This window comes from Microcystis sp. M165S2 (assembly GCF_020245885.1).
GTDB lineage: Bacteria > Cyanobacteriota > Cyanobacteriia > Cyanobacteriales > Microcystaceae > Microcystis.
Window position 1 is genome coordinate 1 of sequence record NZ_JADBTZ010000330.1, and the last position, 7,287, is coordinate 7,287.

The window sequence follows — 7,287 nt, forward strand, 5'->3', positions numbered from 1 at the left end:
ATTAAATATAGGGAGAAAGGTAGTCGGAGAGGTTGCATTTAGCAAGAATCCGATAGAGAGGCTTGTAGTTAGCCCTGTACGGGTCAAAGCGTACAAAGCTGATTCAAAGTGCGACGTTTGCGTACAGAATTAGTAACTATATCGGGCGAATAATTATCGATTGCCTAAACCAAGAGATTTCTTGACACTATCCGATTCTATCGTAATATCCTATTTGCAGAGCTTATGACCAAAGGTAATTTAAACGATCTCATCCGTACAGAAGCTAATAAAGAGGTAGAATCCCAACCCTCTCCTTCTCTCAAACGTCCCAAGGAAACTAACGCCACCCTACAGGCAAAAATTAACGACTTGACGGCAGAATTAGAAAAAACCGAGAAAAATCAGCAAACTCTCCAAGAAACAGTTATTTCTCTGGAAGAAGAACTTAAAGAACATCTGGAACTCTCTGTCAGTTTACAGCAGTTACAACAACAGACCGAGCAGTTAGAATCTGTCCTCTCGGAAAAAACTACTTTGCTGGCACAATTATCGAGTCAATTAAGCAAGACAGAAACAGAACTGACTGATAAAAAACAGTTAATTGAAAAATTATCGAGTCAATTAAGCAAGACAGAAACAGAACTGACTGATAAAAAACAGTTAATTGAAAAATTATATAATCAAATTAAAACCCTAGAAAATAGTTCCACCCCCACCCCTGAACCGTCAGCAATTACCAAACTATTGCCTAAGAAACCCAGTCTTTATAACTTTGAAATGGCCACTTTAGCCCGTTATATTGCCCCCACTCCCACCCCCACAGAGTTAACGGATTCCGATATCGGTTGGTTCGATTAATTATGGCTAGTAAAAATCAAGAACAACAACATCCACAGGAAAGACTCGATCGCCCGATTGTTGATCAGCTACTGCAATCAGAACCCAATGATTTAAACTTAGCTGAATGCGCTCGTTTACGCATACGTTATCAAAACTTTCCGGGAGCAAGAGAAATCCAAAGAGATTTAGATTTAATCCTAGAAAAATGGCAGTTAGATGAAGTCAGTTTATGGGCAAAAACTCGACAACTGCACAGTCATGGACAAGTGTATCAAATTCGCCAAACCGAGGAGCAACAGGATTGGAGTTAAATTGCAGCAGTTATCTTAAATGGTGCGAGAGGAAAAATCAAACCTATAATTTGATTTTATCTAATAATCTCTGAAAAGGATTTTTTGGTTTGCTTGCTGGCGGATCTGCGGGGGGATTAGGATCATCTAGATAACGATAATATTTCCAGATATCCCAGTAAGGACAACCCGGTTCAATGCGAATTCCTGCCCAATGTAAATATTTTAAGGGCTGATTTAATCTCGGATCGATTAAAATATTCCCCTGAGGTTGAAAATGAGAACTTCCCCCCCAATTTCCCGCTTGACAACCCGGAGCGCGGACAATATTAAATCGATTGGGAACTCGTTTGAGAATGGTATAATTAATAATCGGTTGATCGGAGGTTTTTTGAGAAAAATCAAAGTATTCTGGATGAGCGGCACATTCTTGAAAAGCACTATATAATTCCTGTTCTGAGAAAAGATTCTTTTTACTAGCCCAAAAACCACCGTTAAACATTCCACTTAGATCATTTTCCGTGAAGATTCCTTGTTCTAAAACAATCGGATTAAAGACATCAGTAATCCCTTTTTTGTGTTGGTAATCACAGCAGAGAAAATCGTAGGTATCGAGGAAATTTAGATTATCTATTATTTTTTCAAAAACTACGATATCCGTATCGATATAAAGAAATTGATCTAATTCTCCAAACCAACACACCTGCTTGCGAAATTGATTGGGACGAGCAAAGAATTTTTCTCCAAAAATATCATAGATTTTCTGTGCCAATTCTTCCACTAATTGCAGATCAGGATAGAGAATAACGCCATATTTTTCGGCCAATAAATCGGCAATTTTTTGATAATTATTGTCATAGGGAATCAAGATGACAGTAGAATCGGGATCGTACAAACGAATACTATTCATTAATGCGATCGCCTGCTCGATAACTCGATCATTAGCGGTAATGTAAATTCCTCGCTTCATAAATATCCTAGGGGGTAAGAGTTAGAAATAATTATATAGCAGTTATCTTAATGGTGAAGTAGAAAGTTTTCCTTTTGGGGAGTCAGCCATCAGACTTCGGCGTGAGCTTTTGTCGAACGCTTTTTTCTCCCGATATCCCTGTTCACTGATAACTGATCACTGATCACTGATCACTGAATAGCCGATCGGTCTTTCTCTGTCAACTCTTAAGGAGTCGTGGGTTTCATTTTTGAATTGGCGAATAATTAAGGAAAGATCACTGCTACTTAAACAGTTTTTTCTTAAGTTTAGCGAGGGAACTCTGTATCCATAATTTTTTAAGTCGCAGGGGTTCTAAACCTTTTATATCAGCCGGATAGTGTTTTTTAATATCAAAGAAATCATTAATTTCTCTTAAAATTGTTTCAAAACGTGGTAGTAATTTTTCGGGATGATAATCATCGAGAAAATTAGCCGGTAAAGAATTAACGGGAAAATTACGGGCATAATTAAGAATACGTGACCGATCGTATTGAGTGGAATAAGCCCCGATTTTTTGACAATTGAAACCGGGATCGAGATAATCGGCTAAGGCACTATTGACGCTAGAAAATACCGTACAACCACAGGCTAAAGCTTCCAGGGGCGGTAAGCCAAAACCCTCCGTTAAACTGTTTACAGCCCAATATTCAGCCGAATCGTAGAGATAAACCCGACTACGATTGAATAATCCCACTAAATCCTCCACATAGCTATCTAAAACCTTAACGCGACAGTGGGGACGGAGGGCGGGAACTAGACGATTGAGAAGATACTTTGAGGATTTGCGCCCCTGTACTAGGACATCGATATCTCTTTCTAAGCCTAAATTGAGAAATTCTGAGCCAATTTGATTAGGAAGATAGTAAATCAAAGCATTAGGAGCTTTTTCTCCCCAATAACCCATAGTATTACGGCTAACGGTGATAATTGGTATTTGGGAGGGTAAACGGAAGCCGTAACCTGTACTATGGGCATGATAAATGATATTATGCGATCGCAATCTTTGCACCAGTTTAGGAACATCAAAACCCCAGCTAACCACAAAAATACTGTCATCCGAGCTTATTTTCGCGAGTATATCCTCTAAAAAAGGATAATTTAACTCTTTTTGACGATAAGTCACAATCTGGGCGCTACAAATTTGACTAGCCAAATTGACGGTTTTCATTTCTGCCCACAGTCCACCTCCACCAAAAGGAGAAGTAGTACCGGGCAAAAGAAAATAGAGGTTTCTCATCAGGATAATAGAAGTTTTGGTTAAGCGGTAGTTTGGAGACTTGGCTATTCTATACTTAATTATTAAGCTGTGAGGTATCTAAAGGCAATAGTCGATCGAGCATAGATATTATTAAATTATGTTTGCCACTGATAAATACTTAGAATTTTAAAGCAATACCCTCCTCGTCCTATTCACAATGAGGAAGACTTAGAAATGATGCAGGAGGTTATTAATCGCCTTTTAGACAAACCCCAATTAACGGCAGAAGAAAGGGAATATCTAAATGTTTTAGGGGCTTTAATTTATGAGTATGAGGAAAATCAAGAGCCAATACCTGATATTTATGGACTTGAATTGTTGAAATTTATATTAGAGGAAAGAAACCTACAAAAGCAAGATTTGCTATCTATCTTTGAAAGTAAGTCAACCCTGGATGACATTTTTGATGGCCTACAAGAGTTAACTCCTATCTATATTCAAAAATTAGCCAATTTTTTAAATATATCTCCTGATTTATTTTTTCCTAGTTAGTAACAAAAAATGCGCTAGACAGTTAGGCTTATTTCCTGTCTTAACGCATAGGTTAACAGACTAAATCAAAGCCCGATAACGCCCCAAAGCCAGTAGAGGAAAATACTGCTGATAGAAATGATATTTCAGGTAAAAATGACAGGGAAAACCTGTGCCGGTAAAGTAATCTTCATCCCATGTACCATTTTCTTTTTGGGTAACAAGAAGATAGTTAACGCCCTTTTCAATCACTTCTCGCTGATAATTGCCGGTGACTTTCCCGACGGCTAATAAACCGATTAATGCCCAAGCAGTTTGGGAAGCGGTACTATTTCCCTGTCCTTTAAATTTAGGGTTATTGTAACTAAAACAGGTTTCACCCCAACCACCATCAACATTTTGACAACTGCTTAACCAATTGGCTCCTTTTTGCAATTGATGGCGATATTTATTCGGTTCCAGAAAAGCCAAAGCAGATAATGCCCCACTGGTTCCATAAATATAATTTACACCCCAACGACCAAACCAACTACCATCAGCTTCCTGTTCTTTTTCCAGATAATCCAAAGCTTTTTTAACTCGATTTTCCTCCATGTTAACATCACAAGTGCCTAACATTTCTAGAACTCTGGCAGTAACATCAGCCGTATTAGGATCGATCATTGCTTTTAGATCGGCATAGGGCAAAGAATTAAGCCAGTTTTGATCGTTATCGATGTCAAAAGCTCCCCAACCACCAGCTTTACACTGCATAGTAGCCATCCAATTAACTGCCCGTTTCATCACACCTTTTTTAATATTTTCATCGGGCATTTTAATTAACTCTAAAGCCATCACCACCACTGCCGAATCATCTAAATCGGGATACCAGCGATTGTCAAATTCAAAAGCCCAACCGCCGGGGGTTCCGATTTTATTTTTAATCGCCCAATCGCCATAATCAAGAATTTGTTGATCGATTAACCATTGTCCCGCTTTAATCATAGCTGGATGAGCAGGATTTAGCCCGGATTCAATTAGCGATCGAATTACCCAAGCCGTATCCCAAACCGGCGACACACAGGGCTGTACACAATAGGTATTATCTGTCTCAATGGCAAAATTATCCACCGCTTTTAAACCGCGGGCAACAATCGGATCGTAAACATCATAACCTAGGGCTTTTAAAGCTAATAGGGAATTTAACATCGCTGGGATAATTCCCCCCCAATCTCCTGTGTCTTCCTGTCGTTCAATTACCCATTTTTCCGCCGCTTTCAGACTTTCTTGACGGAAGGGAACTAAATCAGTTTTTTCTGCCCATTTAAACAGCCCATCTAACCAGAGAAAAACATCCGCCCAATCGTTATTTTTTGGTAACTCATACTTGACATTATTCACCCCTTCTGTATAGAGTTCATCGAGATTAAAACCCATTTTATACACGGGTTTTTTGTCAAAAACAATTAATAAAGGAACCGTACTTCCCCGCGCCCAACTGGACATTTCATAGATAGTAAAAGGGAAATTTTCCGGCAGTAGCATAATCCAAGCGGGGATAGAGGGAACCCCCTGCCAATCGTAACAATCAATCAAAGCGAGGTGCATTTTGGTGAAAATGCGGGTTTTGCTGATGCCACCTTTAGCTAAGATAAATTCTCTAGCTTTTTCTAAAGCAAGATCATTAACGGGAATTCCCAATAGTCGCAGCCCCATGTAGGCTTCCACAGTGGTGCTAAGATCGCCACCATCCCCATAAAATAACTCCCAAGCGCCGTTAGGACACTGTTGCTGACGCAGATAGGTGGCTGCTTTGTCTAGGGGGCGTTTTTTGTCAGTTTTCCAGATTTTGTGCAGTAAAATTGCTTCTGAGGTGATGGTGACATTAGATTCTAATTCTGCCCACCAGTAACCGTCAGAGTATTGGGTAGAAAGTAAATAATTTTGAGAAAGTTCGATCGCTTTCGCTGTTTTAGCGGCTATTTCGTTGATTTTGTCCTGAATCTGCATTTTTTCCGTTCGACAACCTCTAGGGACCACGAGTACAAATAAGATAATCTTATTTACAAAGTTTTTAATAAGTAGCTAAAGAATGGGCTTTTGTTCCCAAAGAATCCCGTAAAGGAATCTGCGTGGGTTGACACCAGCAATTCTCATTTTAAGGTTTCATGACATTAAAACCCTTGCACCTAGAGGGGTTAAAATTCTTTAACGAATCTCTAGATCGCTGAAACAACGCAAAATCGTTTCAAAATGAGAATTGCTGGAGCAAGATTAACGGTTAGACATTTTCTCAACTAGAGACTATGGCAAAGGTTTAATTGTCACTAATCCTCCAGCAAAACCCTGAATATTCAACTCATAGCCCTCAAGTAAACCCATGCCAACTAACGGATCTGTCTCTGACTCATTGATTTCAATAGATTTGATCTGACCATCCCAGATTACAGTTGCCTCAAATACGTTAAACATAAAGAGGCTTCCATCGCCCAAAATTCCTTCTTCTTGCATATACCACGTTAATCCTAGCTTACTGATGATAGCAGAAGGTAAAGTGAGAAATCCAGTGTAACCAGTGTCAATAACTGCTTTAATCGCTTGCCTCTGGTGATTTTCCCCCAGCACTACGAATTGAATAACTGCTTCTCGGCGCGAATTGACGCTCCCCATCATCATGGCGACACACTGGGGGAACGAAAGCCAAAACGATGGACGGCACGATGCCCAATCCGAATACCGAATATCTGCGCGTCAGGAAAACGTATTAATAACTGTTTAGCTGCTTTCAGGCTATCGTCAGCTACTTCAAAAGCCCCTGTTTCAATATCTATAGCTACAATCCTGCCATAATTGCCCTCCTCGACTTGTGATCGTATCTGAGACTCGTAGATTTCGTGTCCACGTCGGGCAAATTCTTCTTTGCTATAGCGGGGTTGACGGATTAGCATGATTAGACTTTTCTTAGATCATCGAAAATTTTGGGTCTGAAACCCCGTCGTAGAACGACGGCTTTACTGTTAAATATTAGCACATTTACCAAATATATGCTAAAATGTGAGGTATGGAAAAAGCCTATTGGTTTCGATTTTACCCCACACTCGAACAAGAGTCGCTATTGCGGCGCACTTTGGGCTGTGTAAGATTAGTTTACAATAAAGCTCTCCACGAACGAACACAAGCTTGGCACGAAAAGCAAGAAAGAGTAGGCTACGCTCAAACTTCTTCAATGCTAACTGATTGGAAAAAGCAAGAAGAATTAGACTTTTTAAACGAAGTAAGCTGTGTACCTTTACAACAAGGGTTAAGACACCTACAAACAGCTTTTACCAATTTCTTTGCTGGTCGTACTAAGTATCCCAACTTTAAGAAAAAACATCAAGGAGGAAGTGCCGAATTTACTAAGTCAGCTTTTAAGTTCAAAGACAAACAAATCTATTTAGCCAAATGCACAGAACCTTTACCTATTCGATGGTCAA

General features: G+C 39.5%; 8 protein-coding genes and 2 pseudogenes. 5 read left to right on the forward strand and 5 right to left on the reverse strand.

The annotated features are described in order from the left end of the window. From IM479_RS22760 to IM479_RS16370, 3 genes and pseudogenes are all read left to right on the forward strand, one after another. Positions 1 to 133: pseudogene (locus IM479_RS22760) on the forward strand (RNA-guided endonuclease InsQ/TnpB family protein); the annotation flags it as partial. A 92-nt stretch (positions 134 to 225) separates the two neighbouring features. Further along, a complete protein-coding gene (locus IM479_RS16365) occupies positions 226 to 840 on the forward strand; it encodes a hypothetical protein (protein WP_287686960.1) in 615 nt (204 codons plus the stop codon). A gap of 2 nt (positions 841 to 842) precedes the next feature. Then, complete coding sequence (locus IM479_RS16370) at positions 843 to 1,133, forward strand: DUF3288 family protein (protein ID WP_286824252.1); 291 nt, start codon at positions 843 to 845, stop codon at positions 1,131 to 1,133. A gap of 43 nt (positions 1,134 to 1,176) precedes the next feature. On the opposite strand, the gene IM479_RS16375 is transcribed toward IM479_RS16370, so the two are convergent. Together IM479_RS16375 and IM479_RS16380 are read right to left on the reverse strand one after the other, a co-directional pair. Further along, positions 1,177 to 2,082 (reverse strand): Npun_R2821/Npun_R2822 family protein, encoded by a 906-nt coding sequence (locus IM479_RS16375; protein WP_287686961.1) that lies wholly within the window; start codon positions 2,080 to 2,082, stop codon positions 1,177 to 1,179. A gap of 262 nt (positions 2,083 to 2,344) precedes the next feature. Next, positions 2,345 to 3,340, reverse strand: coding sequence for a glycosyltransferase (locus IM479_RS16380; protein ID WP_287686962.1), 996 nt, complete (start codon positions 3,338 to 3,340; stop codon positions 2,345 to 2,347). Positions 3,341 to 3,458: 118 nt separating this feature from the next. Here IM479_RS16380 and IM479_RS16385 point away from each other — a divergent pair. After that, positions 3,459 to 3,853 (forward strand): annotated as a pseudogene (locus IM479_RS16385) (helix-turn-helix domain-containing protein). 60 nt (positions 3,854 to 3,913) lie between these two features. Here the strand turns inward: IM479_RS16385 and shc are convergent. From shc to IM479_RS16400, 3 genes are all read right to left on the reverse strand, one after another. After that, the gene (shc, locus tag IM479_RS16390) at positions 3,914 to 5,821 is read right to left on the reverse strand and encodes a squalene--hopene cyclase (RefSeq protein WP_287686964.1); all 1,908 of its coding nucleotides are present in this window, start codon (positions 5,819 to 5,821) and stop codon (positions 3,914 to 3,916) included. Positions 5,822 to 6,115: 294 nt separating this feature from the next. Beyond that, complete coding sequence (locus tag IM479_RS16395) at positions 6,116 to 6,487, reverse strand: clan AA aspartic protease (protein WP_286824258.1); 372 nt, start codon at positions 6,485 to 6,487, stop codon at positions 6,116 to 6,118. Next, positions 6,484 to 6,759, reverse strand: coding sequence for a hypothetical protein (locus tag IM479_RS16400; RefSeq protein WP_002753389.1), 276 nt, complete (start codon positions 6,757 to 6,759; stop codon positions 6,484 to 6,486). The genes IM479_RS16395 and IM479_RS16400 overlap by 4 nt, the downstream gene beginning before the upstream one ends. A 113-nt stretch (positions 6,760 to 6,872) precedes the next feature. On the opposite strand from IM479_RS16400, the gene IM479_RS16405 reads away from it, so the two are divergent. Beyond that, on the forward strand, positions 6,873 to 7,287 hold a 415-nt coding region (locus IM479_RS16405; protein ID WP_287699494.1), incomplete at its 3' end, for an RNA-guided endonuclease InsQ/TnpB family protein.

Coding starts and splice junctions, on each gene's coding strand:
- IM479_RS16365 (WP_287686960.1), top strand. CDS start 226: ATGACCAAAGGTAATTTAAACGATCTCATCCGTACAGAAGCTAATAAA.
- IM479_RS16370 (WP_286824252.1), top strand. CDS start 843: ATGGCTAGTAAAAATCAAGAACAACAACATCCACAGGAAAGACTCGAT.
- IM479_RS16375 (WP_287686961.1), bottom strand. CDS start 2,082: ATGAAGCGAGGAATTTACATTACCGCTAATGATCGAGTTATCGAGCAG.
- IM479_RS16380 (WP_287686962.1), bottom strand. CDS start 3,340: ATGAGAAACCTCTATTTTCTTTTGCCCGGTACTACTTCTCCTTTTGGT.
- shc (WP_287686964.1), bottom strand. CDS start 5,821: ATGCAGATTCAGGACAAAATCAACGAAATAGCCGCTAAAACAGCGAAA.
- IM479_RS16395 (WP_286824258.1), bottom strand. CDS start 6,487: ATGATGATGGGGAGCGTCAATTCGCGCCGAGAAGCAGTTATTCAATTC.
- IM479_RS16400 (WP_002753389.1), bottom strand. CDS start 6,759: ATGCTAATCCGTCAACCCCGCTATAGCAAAGAAGAATTTGCCCGACGT.